This is a genomic window from Marinobacter sp. UBA2498 (assembly GCF_002341575.1).
Taxonomy (GTDB): domain Bacteria; phylum Pseudomonadota; class Gammaproteobacteria; order Pseudomonadales; family Oleiphilaceae; genus Marinobacter; species Marinobacter manganoxydans.
Genome location: NZ_DDOI01000083.1, coordinates 11,160 through 28,601, shown reverse-complemented (window position 1 = coordinate 28,601; position 17,442 = coordinate 11,160). Strand labels below are relative to the sequence as shown.

The following is a 17,442-nucleotide window of genomic DNA, read 5'->3' as shown; positions in this document are numbered from 1 at the left end:
AAAGGCTCCCGATCGACACAATTCAAGTCCGGTGCTGCGGCAACTGCCGGCGCGGTCCCATATTCCGGCTCCGGTACCTGGGCCATCAAAAAGTCCAAAGGCTCCACTTCGGCAGACATTGCTCTCAATATGGCCGAGCCCTTTCGGGTGATTCAAACCTTCGAGGTCCTGCCTTTGGACCCCGAATATCGGTTCCCGGTTTTACTGCACTGGAGTTTCACCACGACCGGCGACACCACCTTCCGATCATTGATGGAAAACCTGGACTCCCGTCTGCTTGGCGATGTTGGGCCAGGTCAGAAATCCGTGAGTGGCCGCCTGCCTCTGGAGGTTGCCGAAAGTGGGCATGTCGGTCTGGGCCACCAAACCCGTGAGGGTGACAAGGTACGGTCCTGGTACAGAGGACCGCTGGTGCCGCATCCCACCCGAAATTCCAGTGCTGATCGACTGAAGCTGGCACACAGTTCAGACCAGCTACGAGTGGTTATACCGGATGGCCGGGAAGATCTGTCACTGGCCACTGCCTTTGAAACGGGCCGTCTTCTCACACTGTCTCAACCGTCCATCATCGCTTCGTTGATGCGGTGGCGACAAAACGACTATCACGCTGCCCGACTGAAGTCCCTGCTCATAAAAAACAGAACTCTCTGGGAGGAGGTGCTCGGGGCAAGCATTGATCAAATCGACATCCGCCATCTGGGCCGGCTTTCAGGGCGTTTCTTTGCCGATGCTGTTGTGAGAACCCCTGAAAAGTTTCTGGGAAATCCAATGCCCCAAGTCGGACCGGGACGGCCTCTGGAATTCAATGGTCAGCCCACCACCGTGCTTGCTCGGGGGTTGGGGCTGCCGCCGGCCTTATTCGTCGGCGACCTGAACAAAGTTTTCGAGGGTTTGCGGGGTGTCCAAGTGCCCAAAGAAGACCTGCTTACACGTGAACTGGGCAAAGTCGATTTGCGGGACACCCTGGAGGCGGATCTGGACCGGCAGCGTGTCGATCTGGTGTCCAGCACGCTGTCGAATGAACTGATCAACGAACACCTGACCGGCCCTGCATTTCCGGTCACAGATCGCCTGATCAGAGAGGGCTTGAATGACAATCTGGATGTGATCCTGCGGGACCGCCCCAGAGATTTCACGGATGAGGACGAGTCATGATCAACAAAAACCAGGACATCCTCGAAAACCTCGGCCAGGAGCTGGAAAAAACCGCACGGGCTCCGCTCAGCGAATTCAGGATTGACCAAAACACCGCGATGCCCGCGGAGCTGAGGAACTGGTTAGTCAGCTTGCGGCTGCTCAACGGGGTTCCATTTGCCAATCTGGTGGCGGACTCCGAACTACTCCCGCAAGAATCGATTCGCTGGTTTTACATGGATCGGCGTTGGACGGATGCGTTGGTCCAGGGCGCGCTCAGCGTTGGCACGGTGAATAGTGACGACCGCATCCAACTGGATGCCCAATACAACGCCATCCGCGCCGAACTGGATACCGAAGAGCGCAACGTACGTCGTCGCACGCTCGCCCCACGTCTGACTGGGCAAACGGGTCCCATTACCGGATTTCTGCTTCGCTCCGCCGCCGTATCCGGGTGGCCGGGCATGCATGTTCGGGCTTTTGATGTAGACCCGGAGGAGGGCGACGAAGCCCGGTTCGAAGAGGACGATCCCCGACGAATCCGGCTGCTGCGTCTGGAAAGGTTGGCCCCCGCCGTTTTTCTCTGCCTGTTTGATGGTGTTCCCAAAGTTGTTCACCTGGAGGAACCGCGCCAGGGCGTCCAGTTTGGCTTCAAACACGAGGATAACGGTAACCAACGCTCAGCAACGCTGACTCCCCGCAGGAAGAGCGACTTCAGCTACCTCGACGTGGAGGACATAGATGTGCCGTTTCGCGTGGGGTCATCCGGTGTTGTTGATATTCGGCGGCTATCCGCGGCTCTGGCTGAGCATGATGAAACCGGCGCGGGCGATGGTCTGGATAGCGCGGAGTACGCCTTGCAGTTAATTCGATTCCCATGGCGGCAGGTGTTTGGGGAGGTTCAGGTTCCACCGATATCTGCCATGTTCCGGGCGACCGTGGCTTATGAGCCCATGGTTAACGCCACATTCAAGCTGTGAGGGGGCGCTATGTTCAAACACCTGTTGAAGAAAAAGACCCTCACGAAAGCGGTCTATGACGAACGATGGGCCTGGCTGGTTCGAGCGGATACTGACCTGGCCGCCGTCAATACCTGGGACCCGGATTTGCGGCGGAACAAACGCATCCTGGTTCCCATCGATGTTCAGGCCTATGTTGCAAAAGAATCCAACCCGGAGCCGTTGGTGTCCGTGACCGGTGGGCCTGGCGACCCTGCGCCTTTTGCTGAAGGGCAGGTGCCGGAAAATGGTGTTCACCTGCACTGGGCACTTCCCGATGCGCTCCTGAGGGGGGGCGAATCAGCTGCAGGCGGCGAGCTGGAAATGACAGAGCTTCCCAACCACTGGGTTGTGGTGCGAGCGCTTTTCCCCGTCGGGATTAAACGGCCCATGATAAGAGGCTGGGTGATCGATGCAAAAACCGCGAGCATTCGGCCTCTGGGCTCCTTTAACGGATCGAATTTCGGTACCTCGGAACAGCCTACCTATGAACCTCTGGACGGGACCGTAGGCGGATCGCCCCTCTGGACCGCGTCTTATCATGCCAGTGCCAATCGTTTCGCTTTCCATGATGCCCTGGAAGATCTGCCAGAACTTCGAAAGACCGCGAAAGACGGTTTTGAGAAAGATGCCGGTACCTACACCGTTGCGGGCTGGTATACGGACATGGACAAAGATCCGCTGGCGGTGGTTAGCAAAAAAGACTTGCTGGATGTGATGGCCGACCTTGGATGGTATCTGGATCCGGAAGCCGAGCCGCCCAGCAACGAACCGGATCTGGCCGTGTTGGAACGTCTGTTATCGAAAGGGGAGATGAAGCAGCCAGCTGAGGCAACTCCAACCAGTTTTGTGGCAAAAGGTCGCGTTGAATCTTTCACATACGCCGACATGACTCCGGAAATGGGCCTGCCGGTTGATAAAGCCTCCAAGTTGTTTATTGCCCAGAAATCTCCCACCTTCATGTCGCTTTTTCACGGCATGATTTCAGGCGTCCCCATCGGAGAGAACATGCCTGTCATTGACGAGCGCCCATCCTCAGAGGCGCTGTCGGTCGCGGCCGGGTTTGATACGGATGATCTGGTTACCGCGCTCGGCGCAGATGCCATTGGCGATAGCGTTTCCCAGAGGCGTGCCGCTGAAATGCTGGCCGCTGCCTTCACCAGCGATTTGATGGACCGTATGGGCACTCAGGACGGCCTGCGGGATATTGCCGAGCGAGAGCACGACGACATGTTCAGCTCTCGTCCGGGCAAACCCTTGCCTGCAGCCAAACTCGATCATCTGCGCGTTGAGGACTCCGCGTCGGTTAACGCAACTTCGGTCGGGCGAAAAGGGCGAGCCAGGATGAGCAAGGAGAGCACCGCCGAACGGGTGTCGCCGCTGCCTCGTTGGCGTGACAAAGTTGTCTTCAGCGAGGAAATGCAAGCGCCCAAAGCTCCACCAATCGAGCTCAAATCCGATGCGATTCGGGGTGCGCTCAAAGACCGGCGCACCGTTGAACGACCCGCACCCCGTCTTTTCATGCCCCAGCCCCCGTCGCTGGCCATAAAAGGTGCCAAGCCAAGCCTGCGCCATCATTATGACGGGCTCCACGATGATAATGGCCGTTTACGGTGCCGTTACCCCAATGAGGCGGTGAAAGGCATCAAAGGCGTGGTCAAGGCGAAAGACCTGGTGCCCACGCTGGGATCGGGCGCAATCCCGCCCGAAGTGTTGACCATCGTACGTGAAGCTCTGGTTCTGAATCCCTACTGCAGCCGCTGGCTGGCCAACGCTGCCACCGACAAGGACGAGGTTCGCCCGAAGTATCAGAGCCGCATTGAAGGAGAGATGCTCCGGCTCTACTCCGCAGATGGTCGCTACGACGGCAGCGGGGCGTACACCTTGTCTGGCAGCCTTGCGGATCCGCAAGCGCCGGGAAAGGAAACCTGGCAGCAATTCTCTTTCCGGGAGACGTCCCTGAAAAAGCAAATCACGGCTGAGCTGGCTGTTGCCTCTTACCTTGAGGGGCTGAGCCCGAGCCCACTGGGGGTTACCGCCTGGCGACAGCCCTGGGTGCCGCTTTGGCTGGAATGGCGGATTGAATTGGAGGGCTCGACTTCTTTGACTGATTGGCAGCTCGATGAACTGGACATGGTTCGAAAAACCGACGCCAATGATGTCCAGATGATTGAGATTGTTGGCCGTAGCCCGCTGCATCGGGGCCTGGGGACGGCTCTTCAGGCAGGTATCAGCCGCTGGATTGCGGCGGAGCAGGAGAGGGAGGCCACAGGCGATACGCTGACGGCATCCCAGGAAAACACATTGAATACCCTGGCGGATTTCATCAAACCCCAGGATCTGGCGTCGGCCTCTCTGGATGGGGTCAGGGAACAACTCCTGGGCCTGAACTATCTGGGCGGATTCTTCTCCACGCCTGGCGCCGATGACCGGCCAGAGGTTATTGCCGATCCTTTGACCTTGTTCGGGGGAACCATCTCCTTTAAGGCGCTTCGTTTGGTGGATGCATTTGGCCGTGTCCTTGACGTGCCTACCACGGACATTCAAACCACCACACCCCTGGAAATACCGGATGATACCTCTGCCATGAAGATGCCACTGCGCATCCAGGGGGGCGGGCGCTGGCTTTTTCGGTTGGTCGATCCGGCCTACCAGGGCGACCCGGCACTGGCTCCTGAAGCCTTTGTGAATCAATTGGAGCCAACCCTGGCGGTTAACCCTGTTGCCGGCTTTCTGTTACCTGACCACATTGATGAATCTCTCGAAGCTTTCGATAAGAGGGGTAATCCATTGGGCCAGATCAGTCATCATGAGCTGACCGGAGCGGTCCGCTGGGAGCCAGCTCCGGGGAGGCCCTTGCCCCCGGGCGCTGGGCCTATGGCCGATCTGCCGCCCGATGCAACGCCCGTGGGCAATCTTGTTTCCGGGGTGATCAGAACGGATGTGCAGCATCGGAAGGGGGAGCTACCGACTACCGAAAGCTCGCTGACAGGTTTGCTGAGGGCAATCGACACCACACTCTGGACAGTGGATACCTTCAGTACCTTGGGGTCATCATCGATTGCCGGCCTGGTGGGGCGTCCCATCGCTGTGGTCAAGGCGACACTGAGGTTGGATGTACCCGACGATCTTGACGATGTGCGAGTGGATTCAATTGAAACGGCGAATACCCGCAAGGCCGCGTTCGAGGCGCTCCGGGATCAGGCGTTTCCGGTACGGCTGGGCGATCTCCAGCGCAGCGACGATTCACTGCTCGGATATTTTATTGATGACAACTACGACCAGTTCCATCTCGTCGACAAGTCCATCGGTGCGCTGGCTAGGGAGAGCGGTCGTCGCCGAGGGCAGTTGGGTTTGCTGGGCAAGGTTCATGTTCCGGATGTCCAGCCACTGGACCATCCTTATCTGGTTGACGAGGATCTTTTCTACGTCCGGCCCGGTACCTGCCATACGCTGACGCTGTTGATGCTGCCTGCTGGCAAGGTTCACCTTACCTCCGGCGTTCTGCCGAGAAAGTCACTGGCTCTCAATGACGCCTGGATCAATGATGGCCTAAAGCGGGTTATCCCTTCTGTTCGGGTAGGTCCGGTGCTTGTTGATCCTGAGGAGATTCGGTTACCCAAGGTCAATCTTCTGGGCGAGAAGCAACAGTTCACCCGTCGGACCGGCCCCTTGACCTGGCGAGACGACCCCATCGTTGCCGCGACGCAGTCAGCACTTCTGCCAAGAACGCCTCACGAATTCCAGGAGGGCTGGATTCGGATCATTGAGGAGGATCAGTCATGAGTGATGTACCGGTTGATCCTACTCTCGCTCAGGAACGAGCGCTTGCACGGCGCCGCAAGAGGAAAGCCGAGAAGCGAAAAAACGCGGTCGCGAGGGATAGCTTCTTAACATCAATTTCGGGTTCACCCGACAAACAGGCGTTGGCGGCCTCCATGAAGGCGTTAATGGAGCGCGAGGGTATTGGTCCATTCGGCGAACCTCCGGCCCGAACGTCTGCCCGTTCTTCGGCTGGCCTGGGGCCCGCCCCCATGGCGTTTCCCGCCAACAATACCAATCGGTGGGTGCCGATCGGGCCCTCGGTGGTTCGTCAGGGGCAGGCTGAGGGTAGGCCGCGAGTGTCTGGCCGGGTTCGTGATCTGGCCGTAAGCCCTGATGGCCAACGCGCCTACGCAGGCACGGCCAAAGGTGGCGTCTGGTATACCGGCGACGGTGGCGCTACCTGGGAACCCCTGGGGGGCTGGGCCAACGAGCCCAGGCGGTTCGGTGGCAACACCAGCGCATTCGCCTGTGGGTGTTTACTGGTGAACTTCGGTGCCAACGCCGGTGCTGATTTTGTGATGGTGGGTACCGGTGAATTCGACGCGATGCAGGGTGTTGATGGCGCTGATGCAATTCGCGGGGTTGGCATTCTCGCCGCATCAGGACCCGCCGCCGGTGCGGTCAGTTCGGACCCCTGGGAAACTGCGACGGGCATTGCCGCTCTGGAGGGCGTGTCGATAACACGCATGGTACGCGTTCCCGGCTCCGCACCCGGAGCTGCCGGAGATCGTGTGATCGCAGCCACTTCAGGTGGTCGGGATCTTGGCTGGAACATCCAGGGCGGCGGACTTTATCTGGGCACTCGATCCATGGTTGGCGGTAACCTCTCGTTTACCTGGTCAGCCCTGCCGTTGCCTGCCCCCGCGCCATCGCCGCCCGCAAACGGGGCCGCCATGGCCCCGGTCAATCGTGCGCCGACCGATTTGTGTTATGTCGGAAATCGTCTGTTTGTGTGTTTTCGAAGCTCAGGCATTGCGTTCTCAGACGATCACGGCAACACCTTCAACTGGATTACGCAGAACTTTCTTCCGGCACCGACTGTCCCGGCCACGGGAAGGTTGGATGGAAGAATGAGCATGGCGGTGAATGATGACAACACCGCTTTGTATATTCTCGGTGAGGTGACCACTAATCCCGCCGGTGGGAATCCTGTGCCCCATATCTGGCAAATAGCAAATCCGGGTGATGCTGCGCCCATTGCCAACCCATTGAATAACATTCCATCCGCCGCCAATCTCTGGCCCGGGCAGCGTGACTATGATCAGGCCATCGTCGTTACGACCCGGAATACGGCTCTGGTTCCACCGCCGGTACGGACAGACCGGGTCTATATCGGCGGGTCGCTCATTCAGGTCAATAACTGGAACGCGTCCATTTGGGCTTTCGACGTGAATGGCAACAACCTCGTACCGTCTCCGGGCGTTTCCGATCAGCCAGTCGGCACGAACTCAGGAGCCACACAGCCTGGTCTGATCGGCGATGCAGTTCACCCGGACGTTCATTCTCTCAGGAAAGCCACCAATGCAGATGGATCCCGGCAAATCTGGGTGGGTTGCGATGGCGGCGTGTTCGTTTCCCTGCGCGATGGCCAAACCAATACCTTCAGCAGCCGAAACGTGGGTCTTGCGTCCATCGAATCTATCTTCAGTGCCAGTCATCCCACCTCCAGCCATTTTTCGATGCTCGGTTGTCAGGACAATGGCCGACAGGTCCGGGTGGGAAGCACCGTCTGGGAGATGAAGACGTCGATGCAGGGCGACGGTGGTGGGGTAACGTTTCACCCGGTTCAGTCCCACTACGTGATGGGGCAATTTGCCAATGCGGATTGGGCCTGTGACCCGGCGGGCCGATACCGAGCGCCGTGTAATCTGATCAACAACGATCCGGAGTCCAATGCCAGTAACTTCTATTCGGGTATCGATACTGTTCGACGTGCGGCAGGGAACCTGGGAAGGGTAGCGCTGGGGACCAACAGGGTTTGGGTGACCGACAATCTGGGTACCAGCAACCCGAACACGTGGAGAGTATTACCCATAACCGCCGCTGGCACCTTTGTGCAGTGGCGGGATGGCCGTCCGGGCAACCGAACCCCGAGCACTGCAGCCAACATGGCCTTTGGGGTACCGCCAGCAGGTTTTGGGCCGGTGGTCACGGTGAAATGGGTCGATGAGCGCACCCTGTTGGCCTTATTTAATCAGGGGGTTATCCGTTACAGCGAGGATCCCGGTAATGCGGGGCGTTGGACGTCAACCGCGTTGATCGGCCCGGGCGTTGCGGCGCCGGCTGCGCCACTGGTAACACCGCAGGCTACGTTTTTCACAGATATTGCTCCAGTTCCGGGAACCAGCGATTTCTATCTCGTGACAACCGGCCAGACCAATACCTGGACACCGGCGGTTCCAGCTACGCCAACATCCGCAGCGGTGGCGGCCGTTTCGCCAACCGCTGCTGCAGACTCCTGTTTTTATTACGATGACGCTGCTGGCGGTTGTCGGCTGACAGGCCTGGGTCAGGCCCTGCCACCCATGCCCCCTCTCGCAACCAGTCCGATCGACCCGGCGTATTCGGTTACGGTTGACCCGGCGAATCCCAATACCGTGTACGTTGGAACTTCGACTGCGGTGTGGACGGCAACCAGAATTGCGGGTAACGCCCACGGACCGTGGCAGCTGTTCGTGAACGGTCTGCCGGAAGCGGTCGTGCAGGACCTTCACATCTGGCAAGATCCGTCCGGCGCGGGCACGTCGCCGAGGTTGATGAGGGCCACCTTGCAGTCCCGAGGCGTTTGGGAGGTCAACCTCGCTGCAGCTGAGCCCGCCCGAACCTATGTGCGCGTGCACCCGAGGGATGACCGTCGCATGTTCCCGACCCCCATGCAAAATCCGCGTCTTCGTCCCGGGGCAGCGGCAGAGCCTTTCTTCTCAAGTCCGGATATCGTCGTGCGGCCCGAGGCCCCAGTAGGGACAACGCCATCGTTCCGGGGAACCAACATCTGGAACGGAAACCTGCGCTACCAACTCTGGACGTTCCAGACCGCCTTCCGGTGGATTTACCCCAGCGTCATCCCAAATGGTGAGTGGAGTGATCAAATGGGTGATCTCGTTGAGCGCCACCGCCGCTTGAGAGGCATCGCAAACCCGGGCGCAAGACGAATAGATGCAGCCTTGTGGGCTGACGTCATGGCCAACGCACTTGACGAGAACGGCTCGCCGGGTGTTTACAGGGCACCCTGGCAAAACGCAGCCGTACCAGCGTTACCCGGTTCGGAGATTGACCTGATGGAAACAGTGGTACCCCGGCGAGTCAGGAACTCAGTCTGGCAGGTATACCGCGAGCGAAGCACCGTTGATGTGTTGCTGCACCATCGAGACACCCGGCCGGTGGCAGCAAACGGAGCGTTTGTGGTGCTGTTATGGCGTTCCGGAGCCTCTCAAAACACATTGCTGGGAACCGATTGCACAAACCTCGTGCCCTTTGTCCGCAGCCTGACCGGCGGAGCGCCGCAGCCAACACCTCCGGGATGGAACGTGGCGCTGGCGGCTGACGGCACGCCATTGAACCGTTTGTCGGTTGACCTGGCTGCTCGAATGCCACGAGCCGTGTCAATCAACGTGGACCTTTCCGGCGTTTCGACCGGTCATCGGATACTGCTCCTGGCTGTTGTCGGCTCAACAAACGATGTCTTTTCGGCAGTACCAACGGGTCCGGTTACCTCCGTGGAAAATCTGGTGCGCAACTGGCCCCATGCTGCGGCCCGGGTTGTCAGCGTCTGGCCTCGACCCGGCAATCAACTTTTCCCTTAAGCAAGGACGCACCGATGGAACTTGATGCGATATCTCTGATCCTTCTGGCCCTGGCCATCCCGGCGTCGTTTATTGTCTCCGCTGCAGCGGGCCTCGGCGGTTCCCTGATTCTGGTGCCCGCCATGATGATGGCCATCGGTACCAAAGAGGGGATCGCCGTGGCTGCTTTGTTGTTGGCCTGCAACAACGTTGCGAAGGTGACGGTTTACCGGAAAACCCTGCCCTGGAGGGCCTCCGGCGCCGTCATCATCGCAGTTCTGCTGGGCACCGCACTGGGCGCGACTCTGATGCTCAAACTGCCAGAGCTATGGATTCGGTATGCCGTTGCGCTGGTGATTGTTGTCACCCTCGTGTGGGAGTTTTCGCCCTATCATCGCGCGAAAAAAGCCTGGGGGGTTGGGCTAGCGTTCTGTTCTGGCGCTACCTCAGGTATTTCAGGTACTTCGGGGCCGCTCAAGGGCGTTGCACTTCGCAGCCTGCAGCTTGAGCGTTTTTACTTTGTGGGCGCCGCCTCTCTGGTGTCCCTCGTCGGCGACACGACCAAGGCCGTGGTGTTCAGTCAGTCCGGCTTGCTGCAAATCGAGCATCTGGTTCTGGCAGGTACTCTGGTCCTTGTTATGGCGGGTTGTACCTTGCTGGGAAGAACCATCAACAGGAAACTGGGAGAACGCTGGTATAGCGTTCTGTTCTGGACCGTAATGGGCGGCTATATCTTGCGACTGGTGACATAAATGGCGGACCCAAAAGAGAAGAAGGGAGTGGGAAAACACCATTCCTTGACTGACCAGGCACCTGAAAAGCAACCTGCACGAGACGCAGCCGAAAAGGTGGCCTCCGGACAACCGGCAGAAAAACCTGATTTCGATCAGAAAGATCAAAACATTTCGCCGCGTCGAAAGGCGCCGGGGCCCGGCAAAATCTCTCGTCCGTCATCGGAAAGCCAGCCGGAGCCGGAAGCCGAGGGAGGACCGGGTGAGCAAACATCGGCACTGCCTGAGGCCGTCATCGACGAGGGTTCAAAAGGCCGGAAAGGCAAAAAGCCATGACAGCTATCGTCGATACCAAGCGGTTGAACAGTGGCGACACCGGGGGACAGGCAGCTACAATCCTGGAACCTGCTCTTGCATGCTCCGGCAAACGCATTATCGTCACGGGCAACTGGTTCTGTTCCCGAACCACCGACGGTGGCGACAACTGGGTGTTTGTAGACCCCTACACGGAATTGCCTCCCGCAGGCGCTGGATTCTGTTGCGATCAGCTCATTCACTACTGCTCTGCCAGACGGCTCTGGATCTGGCTTCTGCAGTTTTCCAAGACCACCCAAGGAAACCTGATTCGTGTCGCTGTCAGTTCATCCGGCGCGCCTGGTACATGGACCTGGTGGGATACAACTCCGACGGACATTGACGAACAGTGGTCGGGGACCTGGCTGGATTACCCCGATCTGGCCGAATCAGATAACCACCTCTTGCTGTCGTTCAACGTTTTCAGCACAACCACAGACCGCTGGCAAAGAGCGGTGGTGTTACGACTGTCCCTGGATCAATTGAAGGCGCGTGAAGCGATCTCCCGGGAAGCCTGGTCAACGGAAGAATTCGGATCTCTCCGTTTTTGTCGTGGCATGGGAAGTACGGCGATCTTTGCCAGCCTGAGCTATTTTCAGCCATCTATCGAGGTGTTCCGATGGCCTGACGACGAAGAGGATGTCTCGCAAGTTTCCGTCGCTGTGAGGCATTGGCGCGACGGCCCTTACGCAAAACCTGATGATGCGACAAGTCAATGGATGAATCGCATGGATGATCGCGTTCTCGGAGCGTGGGAGTCAGGCGGTGTTCTTGGTTTCGTCTGGGTGGCCTCGGCGGATGTTCAGCACCCTTTTCCCTTCGTACGCGTGGTGAGAATCAGGAAGAGTTCGAATGAGCTGATTGATGAGCCCGATCTGTGGAATTCGGACCGGGCCTGGGCTTATCCGTCAGTTTGCCCGAACCAACGGGGCGATGTGGGCATAGTCGCGGTGTGCGGTGCCGGAGGCCGCCACCCAACGCTGGGGGTCGGGTGGCTGGATGACAGAGAGTCGAATGCTTTGCCAAACTGGCAGATGGCCCTGGGCGATGCCTCTAGCCACCAGCCCCACGCTCGAGCATGGGGAGACTACCTCGATATCCAGCCAGACCCACGCCGTAAAACCTACTGGATGGCGTCCGCCTTTACTCTTCAGGGAGGTGCGGGAAGGGCAAATATTGTTCCGCAGGTTCTTACATTCAAGCCATAAAACCATTGGCTGTCTGAACGTTATTTTTGTGGGAGGAGCAATGCCATGTATCGCTGCGAGTATTTTGCTATTCACGAGTTGGTGCCACCCAAGGTCTTCCAAGAATGGGGGGAGAAAGCCTGGGAACTGTTGGACGAACGGCTCCTTATAACCCTTGACCGTCTGAGGCGGAGATACGGCCCCATGACGGTTAACAACTACTACTGGGGCAAAGAAAGAGAGTGGAGCGGGCTGCGTACCAAAGACAGCCCATTTTACTCACGCTACAGCCAACATACTTTCGGTCGTGCGGCAGACTGTCTCTTTGCTGAACGAGCCGCTGAAGAAGTACGCCAGGACATTTTGAGCCATTCAACAGACCCTGATTTTGAGATGATTGGAAGCGTTGAGTTAAACGTATCGTGGCTTCACTTTGATGTTCGAAATTGTCACAGGATAAAGACGTATCAGCCATAGATAACGAACGGTTTGTGCTTAATGGGCGAGTCCATGCCATATTGGAGGGACGAAAGGGTCGCTTGCCTTATTGTTTCTTGTCAGAAAATGGGCTCACCAGTCGCCTTGACCGCGTAGAAGAGGCAATCACTCTTCGCAATCACCGGATTGGTGGTGATCATAAAGGCTTTGATGGCCTGCGCGGGGAAGATTTGCCCCTCTCTGACCTGAAAAACCTGCCCCATGTTCTCGGTCCGGTTATGGCCGATGGCGTTGAGTACGCTGAGGCCTTTTTTTCCAATCCATCCCAGCGGCTCATTTGGCGATACGATCCCGAAATTTCGGTGTTCGATGTCTGGTGGTAAAGTGAGGTCAGCCCGGCCGGAGGGTTCAGGAAGATATTCTATGGTTGCTTCCGGAACCAGCTCCACCCGAATCGGATTTCTTAGTACCTCCACGTCCCACTCCGCCTTTTCGAGTGATAACACGTCTGGCCTTGAGGCATACCGCACGAGGCCCTCATACGCCAATTGATGGGCCTGATCATCTTGGGACCCACCACATTCGATGGTTACCGTTGGGACTTCCTGCTCGGAGTATTCCATCAGGGCGCCGAGGCGAAGATCTGTCATTATGAGGCGGTCTGTGAACAGAGAGGTCAACGCCTGGTGGGCCGCATCATTGGTGATGGTCACCGCGAAGGAGGGGCCCGTGCCTGAGGTGTTGTGTACGTCCAGCAGGCACTCTGGTTTCACTTTGTGCAACTCTGCCAGCATGGCCTTTGCGATCGCACCTTCTTCTCCCTCAAACGGCTCTTTGAAACACCGGTTCAGATCACGTCCTTCCGACAACTGGCGCAGTGAGAGCATGGGTGGGATCTTCGCCGGGTAGACGCCTCCCAGCAGAAACAGCATGTTGACATCGGGGGTATGCTGCTCAAGTAGCCACCTGTGAAGGGCAAACAGACCTGAAGGCTCATTGCCGTGAAGCAGCGTTGCCATGGCTCGGGTCCGGGAGCGATCACGACCGGCAACACGAATAATCGTGGGCTTTTGTAGCTGGTCCAACCACTCAAGGGCGGAGCGGCCCAGGGTCCGGGGCGAGGGATCATTCAAATAATCAAGGACGTTCGAGTTACTCACGGCGACAATGTCCATTCATGGAGCGGCGTATTTGTCTTCTGGTTGGCCATGTACAGGGAGAGCATGGTCTGGAAGGCCTCGTCGGGGCTCAGGGATTTGAACAGGGATTCGGTGATTTGGCGTTGCCACCGGGCGCCCGACATGGCGGTTTCAATGCGGCCTTCGATAATTCCCAGCAAGCGGTGAATTTCTGACTCGTCCACGGCTGTTTGTGCCAGTGCGTCCCGGGCGCGGGGTAGCAGATCCCGGGCCACGTTTAACAGGGGCGTATCCTGCAACTGAACCTGATTCTTGTGTGGCCATATGATTTCTGCGCCAACGCCATATTTCGCGGCGCGGTAGAAGTTGTGTTCCGTGTAATGGAAGGGAAGTATCGACGTCAGATGATGAATATCATCAAGGACTGCCAGCGCAGCGCCAATTATGAACAGCCCGTTCGCACACATATCAGCAGCCGTAGGGCCTGCGGGCATTGAGCGAATCTCGATGCGCAGGTGGCCGCCTTCGGTATGGTCGTAGATGGCACGGTTCCAGGGCCAGGTGGTTCCCTGGTGCAGTCGCAGTTCAGCCAGTTTCGGCACATCACCGCGATCAATCACCGCCATCGGGTCTTCCTCCGACATCAGTGGAATGATGGGCGGATAGAGCGATGCCGAGGCGGCAAAGAGTTCCCAGGCGCTGCGTGTCCAGCCATTGCCGTAGTATACCCGTGGCGGATGGCGCCAGGTTTTATGGTTGGGCGATCGGCTGTCGATGGATTGCTTGAACAGGGCAATGCGGGTTTCGTCCCACAGGTGGTGGCCGAACAGGCTGGGTGAATTGCTGGCCAGAGCGAGGACAACCGGCGTGACCAGTTGGACCGCATTGAAGTAATCGGCAAAACGGTGTGCGGGCACCCGCCAGTGAAGCTGGAAGGACGTGTTTGCTCCTTCCATATAGACGTCGTCAGCTTCCAGATTGATAACGTCGTTACCACCAATATGGATGCTGAATGGCTCTCCCCGTTGCTGGATCAGCGCTTTGGATAACGCATGATAGCGGGGCTCGTCTGTCATTGCCTTCGCACCCATATCAGACTGGCGAAGCGTGGGCAGAATGCCGATCGGCACCAGTTCTCCATCCAGTGATGCGGCGTGCTGGTTGATCCGTTGGATCGCAGAGAGCAACTCCTGCTCTGTTCTGGCGAAGGGAGAGCCCTTGAAAGCCTGGGGGCTGAGATTGTATTCGAGATTGAAGCGGTTAAGCTCAACCGTCAGTTGAGGGTCCTGAACGCGGGCGGCGATTTCGGTGTTGATAGGTTGAACGCGCAGGGCCGGGTTTACGATGTAGAACTCTACCTCGGCTCCGATGGAGCTTGCGCCTTCGCCAAAGCCGGGCCTGTTCAGAAGACGAGTAAGTGCCTTGAGATCCGTCCTGACCTTGGCGGCAAAACGTTCAAACTCTTCCGGCGCAAACTCTGTTGTCTTGATCGACAGTCCCACGGCAACGTCTTCTCTAGCGCTGACTTACCTTGATAGTAGTGGAAGATGCGCTGTACACCACCTCAGCGACGCTAAATCATCGGTAGGGTTTTCAATGGTGATTTATATAGCTCAAAGTTATTAAAGGAGTTATAAATCATCTAGGTGGAGTATTGTTGTTCCTAGGTGACTACTTTATCTTTGCGTTCTAAGAAAACGCCGACCTATTCCTCTGGCGTATATAAAGATTCCGAGTTAACTGGGAGCTCTGCCGACTATGCCGAATTCGATTTTTTCCGGTTCCAAAGCCCGTAAGGGCCTGTGGTTCAGTGCGCTGGCACTGGCGTTCTCGCTAACAGGGCCGGCTTCTGCCCAGGAGCGTGAGCTTCTGAACTCCTCCTACGATATTGCCCGCGAGCTGTTTGCCGAATACAACGTTCTGTTCCAGGACTACTGGAAAGAAAAAACCGGCGAAACCGTCGATATCCAGCAGTCACACGCTGGCTCTTCCAAGCAGGCGCGCGCCATCCTGCAGGGGCTGGGTGCGGATGTGGTTACCTACAACCAGGTCACCGACGTAAACATTCTGGCCGAGCGCGGCAACCTGATTCCCGAGGACTGGGCATCACGCCTGCCAAATAACAGCTCTCCGTACTATTCCACCATGGCGTTCCTGGTGCGCGAGGGTAACCCCAAGAATATCCAGAACTGGGATGATCTGATCCGCGAAGATGTCGAACTGATCATGCCGAACCCGAAAACCTCCGGTAACGGCCGCTATACCTACCTGGCGGCGCTGGGTTTTGCCCAGGACAAGTTCGGTGACGACCAGGAGAAGATTGATGCTTTCCTCAGCGACCTGCTGGGCCAGGTTAAGGTATTCGACTCCGGCGGTCGTGGTGCCACCACCACGTTTGTGGAACGGGGCCTGGGTGATGTGCTGCTGACCTTCGAATCCGAAGTGAACAACATTCCGGCCCTGAACCCGGACAAGAATTTCCAGGTTGTGGTCCCGAAAGTGAGTTTCCTGGCCGAGTTCCCGGTGACCTGGATCGACAAGAACATCGAGAAGAAGGGCACCGAAGAACTGGCTCAGGCCTACTTGAAGCATCTGTACTCCGAAGAAGCCCAGCGCATGCTGGCTGGATTCAACTACCGGGTGCACAACGAAACCGTGAAAGCGGAAGTGGCTGACAAGTTCCCCGAACTGAAGCTGATGCCGATTCAGGACATCGCCGGCAGCTGGGAAAATGCCATGGAGACCCACTTTGCCAGTGGCGGCAAACTGGACCAATTGCAGCGTCGCCGCTAAGGGATGCGCAGCTGATTCATGGCCACCACTGACGTTTCGGAGCGCCCGTCAAAGCGGCTGAGCGCTCCCGCCACCAAACGCGTTTTGCCGGGGTTCGGACTGAGCCTCGGCATTTCGCTTTTCTTTATCAGCCTGGTGCTGCTTCTGCCCATCAGCGGCCTGTTTATCCGTGCCGCCGGCATGGGGTGGGAGCAGTTCTGGTTTGTGATCACCGATCCGCGGGTGGTTGCGTCCTATAAAGTCACCGCGCTGGCAGCCCTGGCAGCGTCTCTATTCAACTGCGTGTTCGGCCTGCTGATGGCCTGGGTGCTGGTGCGTTACGAGTTTCCCGGCAAGCGGCTGCTGGATGCGATCATGGATCTGCCTTTCGCGCTGCCAACCGCCGTGGCCGGCATCACACTAGCAACCTTGTTTGCCGAGAACGGCTGGTATGGGCAGTATCTCGCCGATCTGGGTATTGAAGTGGCATTCACACCGCTGGGTATTGTGGTGGCGATGGCCTTCACCAGTGTACCGTTTGTGGTGCGCACGGTTCAGCCGGTACTGGAGGAAATGGCGCCGGAGGATGAAGAAGCCGCCATGAGCCTGGGTGCTTCGGACATGACGGTCTTTCGGAAAATCCTGTTCCCGACACTCTGGCCGGCTGTGGTGACCGGTGGTGCGCTTTCGTTTGCCCGCAGCCTTGGGGAATACGGCGCGGTTATCTTTATTGCCGGCAACTCACCCTACATCAGTGAAGTGATCAGTCTGATGATCTTTGTTCGCCTGGAGGAATACGATTTTCCGGCGGCCAGCGCCATTGCCGCAGTGGTTATGACGGTATCGCTGTTGCTGCTCCTGGCGATCAACGTCTGGCAGGGGCGCTATCTCAAGCGCCTGCACGGAGGTTAGGGTATGGCTGTGCGTAAACATCGCCGCGTTGGCGACAACCCTCTGGTTCGTCGCACTCTGATCGGAATCGCCGTCGGCCTGACGGTGCTTCTGCTGTTTATGCCCCTGGTGCTGATTTTTGTGCAAGCGTTTGCCGAGGGTTGGGCCGGTTACGTCAGCAATATTCTCAA

11 protein-coding genes are annotated in these 17,442 nt (G+C 57.8%); 9 read left to right on the top strand and 2 right to left on the bottom strand.

Features of this window, described 5'->3' with window-relative positions; translation table 11 throughout:
• From B2W52_RS11560 to B2W52_RS11530, 7 genes are all read left to right on the top strand, one after another.
• Positions 1 to 1,155, top strand: a 1,155-nt coding sequence (locus tag B2W52_RS11560) for a hypothetical protein (protein ID WP_286803142.1), incomplete at its 5' end; no start/stop codon positions are given.
• Positions 1,152 to 2,114 (top strand): hypothetical protein, encoded by a 963-nt coding sequence (locus B2W52_RS11555; RefSeq protein WP_286803141.1) that lies wholly within the window; start codon positions 1,152 to 1,154, stop codon positions 2,112 to 2,114. The genes B2W52_RS11560 and B2W52_RS11555, both read left to right, overlap by 4 nt.
• Before the next feature lie 9 nt (positions 2,115 to 2,123).
• Entirely contained in the window at positions 2,124 to 5,918 is a 3,795-nt protein-coding gene (locus tag B2W52_RS11550; protein WP_008172098.1) for a hypothetical protein, read from the top strand.
• Entirely contained in the window at positions 5,915 to 9,760 is a 3,846-nt protein-coding gene (locus B2W52_RS11545) for a hypothetical protein (protein WP_008172097.1), read from the top strand. The genes B2W52_RS11550 and B2W52_RS11545 overlap by 4 nt, the downstream gene beginning before the upstream one ends.
• A gap of 14 nt (positions 9,761 to 9,774) precedes the next feature.
• Positions 9,775 to 10,491, top strand: a complete 717-nt coding sequence (locus B2W52_RS11540; protein ID WP_008172096.1) for a sulfite exporter TauE/SafE family protein — start codon at positions 9,775 to 9,777, stop codon at positions 10,489 to 10,491.
• Positions 10,492 to 10,802: 311 nt separating this feature from the next.
• Positions 10,803 to 12,032: a hypothetical protein gene (locus B2W52_RS11535; RefSeq protein WP_008172094.1), complete on the top strand. Its 1,230-nt coding sequence runs from the start codon at positions 10,803 to 10,805 to the stop codon at positions 12,030 to 12,032.
• A 183-nt stretch (positions 12,033 to 12,215) separates the two neighbouring features.
• Positions 12,216 to 12,488, top strand: coding sequence for a hypothetical protein (locus tag B2W52_RS11530; protein ID WP_199185522.1), 273 nt, complete (start codon positions 12,216 to 12,218; stop codon positions 12,486 to 12,488).
• An 80-nt stretch (positions 12,489 to 12,568) separates the two neighbouring features.
• Here the strand turns inward: B2W52_RS11530 and B2W52_RS11525 are convergent, their stop codons facing one another.
• Together B2W52_RS11525 and B2W52_RS11520 are read right to left on the bottom strand one after the other, a co-directional pair.
• Positions 12,569 to 13,609, bottom strand: a complete 1,041-nt coding sequence (locus B2W52_RS11525; protein ID WP_227497787.1) for a M14 family metallopeptidase — start codon at positions 13,607 to 13,609, stop codon at positions 12,569 to 12,571.
• Positions 13,606 to 15,090: a glutamate-cysteine ligase family protein gene (locus B2W52_RS11520; RefSeq protein WP_008172091.1), complete on the bottom strand. Its 1,485-nt coding sequence runs from the start codon at positions 15,088 to 15,090 to the stop codon at positions 13,606 to 13,608. Before B2W52_RS11520 ends, B2W52_RS11525 begins: the two co-directional genes overlap by 4 nt.
• Before the next feature lie 256 nt (positions 15,091 to 15,346).
• On the opposite strand from B2W52_RS11520, the gene cysP reads away from it, so the two are divergent.
• Both cysP and cysT read left to right on the top strand, forming a co-directional pair.
• Entirely contained in the window at positions 15,347 to 16,381 is a 1,035-nt protein-coding gene (gene cysP, locus B2W52_RS11515; protein WP_014576774.1) for a thiosulfate ABC transporter substrate-binding protein CysP, read from the top strand.
• A gap of 18 nt (positions 16,382 to 16,399) precedes the next feature.
• Positions 16,400 to 17,272, top strand: coding sequence for a sulfate/thiosulfate ABC transporter permease CysT (cysT, locus tag B2W52_RS11510; RefSeq protein WP_008172088.1), 873 nt, complete (start codon positions 16,400 to 16,402; stop codon positions 17,270 to 17,272).
• Positions 17,273 to 17,442: the final 170 nt, after the last annotated feature.